At 72.5% G+C, this 1,825-nt stretch carries 2 protein-coding genes; one reads left to right on the top strand and one right to left on the bottom strand.

Features of this window, described 5'->3' with window-relative positions:
* Positions 1-1,512, top strand: a 1,512-nt coding sequence (hcp, locus tag LLG88_09245; GenBank protein MCE5247086.1) for a hydroxylamine reductase, incomplete at its 5' end; no start/stop codon positions are given.
* Between the two features lie 109 nt (positions 1,513-1,621).
* Here the strand turns inward: hcp and LLG88_09240 are convergent.
* The coding region (locus LLG88_09240; GenBank protein MCE5247085.1) for a hypothetical protein at positions 1,622-1,825 on the bottom strand (204 nt) is incomplete at its 5' end.

The following is a 1,825-nucleotide window of genomic DNA, read 5'->3' as shown; positions in this document are numbered from 1 at the left end:
GGCGCCGCGCTCCTGGAGGAGAAGGCGCTCGAACGCCGCCCCGTTGACAAGGCGACGGCCCGCTTCCTCGCCGAGGGGCTCTTCGTCACGATCACCAACGCCAACTTCGACGACGAGCGAATCGTTGCGAGGATCGAGGGCGCGCTCGCGCTCAAGCGGCGCCTCGCCGCGGAGGTCGGCGGCGTCGAAGGGCTGCCCGAGGCGGCCTCTTGGAGCGGAGCGCCGGACGAGTTCGCGGCGAAGGGCGAGGCGGTCGGCGTCCTCGCCGAGCCGAACGAGGACCTGCGCTCGCTGCGGCAGCTCGCGCTCTACGGGATCAAGGGGGTCGCGGCCTACGTCGAGCACGCGGCGGCGCTCGGCTTCGAGGACGACGGGATCTACGCGTTCCTCGTCAAGGCCCTCGCGGCGACGGCGAAGCCGCTCGGCGCGGCGGAGCTGACGTCGCTCGCGCTCGAGGTCGGACGCTGCGCCGTGGAGACGATGGCGCTGCTCGACAAGGCGAACACGACGGCCTACGGCGCCCCCGAGGCGACGACGGTTCCGCTCGGCACGCGCGGCAACCCCGGCATCCTGATTTCGGGGCACGACCTGCGCGACCTCGACGACCTGCTCGAGCAGACCGCGGGGACCGGCGTGGACGTCTACACCCACTGCGAGATGCTCCCCGCGAACGCCTACCCCGCGTTCAAGAAGCGCCCGCACCTCGTCGGCAACTACGGCGGCGCGTGGTGGCGGCAGGGGGAGGAGTTCGCGTCGTTCAACGGCCCGATCCTGATGACGACGAACTGCGTCACCCCGGTGCGCGCGGAGTACCGCGACCGGATCTGGACGACCGGGATGGCCGGCTACCCCGGCGTGCCGCACGTCGCCGACCGCCCCGCCGGCGGCCGCAAGGACTTCGGCGCGCTGATCGAGCGGGCGAAGAGCTGCCCCCCGCCGACGCCGCTCGAGGACGGCGCGCTGGTCGTCGGCTTCGCCCACGACCAAGTGCTCGCGCTCGCCGACAAGGTCGTGGCCGCGGTGAGGTCGGGGGCGATCCGCCGCTTCGTCGTGATGGGCGGCTGCGACGGCCGCGACCCGGGGCGCTCCCACTTCACGGACTTCGCCGCCGCGCTGCCGCAGGACGCGGTCATCCTCACCGTCGGCTGCGCCAAGTACCGCTACAACAAGCTGCCGCTCGGCGACATCGGCGGGATCCCGCGCGTCCTCGACGCCGGGCAGTGCAACGACGCCTACTCGCTGGCGCTCGTCGCGCTGAAGCTGAAGGAGGCGTTCGGCCTCGACGACGTCAACGAGCTGCCGATCTCCTTCGAGCTCGCGTGGTACGAGCAGAAGGCGGTGGCGGTCCTGCTGGCGCTGCTCCACCTCGGGTTCAAGGGAATCAAGCTCGGCCCGACCCTGCCGGCCTTCCTCTCCCCGAACGTCGCCAAGACCCTCGTCCAGACCTTCGGCCTCTCCACGGTGGAGCCGAGCCTGTTGCACGCCAACGGCTCAAGCCACGCGTCCCCCTGACCGCGCCGGGAACCCCTCGTCCAACGCCCCGACGGCCCGCCGCGCGCGGCCGTCGGGGCGTTTCATTCCTACGGCCGCCGACGATCGTCCCCGTGCAACAGTCTCGGCTTCACCGTGCGCGGATTTCGAGGACGAAGGGGCCGGGCGCGCCGGGGCCGGGGAGGTCGCGCACGCCTTGGGCTTCGAGCCATTCGACGAGCCGCGGGGCGTTCTCGGGGGCCAGTCTGGCGGCGTAGAGCGCCCCCGACCCGCCGCTCCTCGTAAGCGTGCCGCCCCAGCTCTCGACGAGCGCAGCGAACCGCCGCAGCGCCTC

The sequence above is a fragment of the bacterium genome (assembly GCA_021372775.1).
Lineage (GTDB): Bacteria > Acidobacteriota > Polarisedimenticolia > J045 > J045 > JAJFTU01.
The sequence above is the reverse complement of the archived record's forward strand: the minus strand, read 5'-3'. Positions and strand labels throughout refer to the sequence as shown.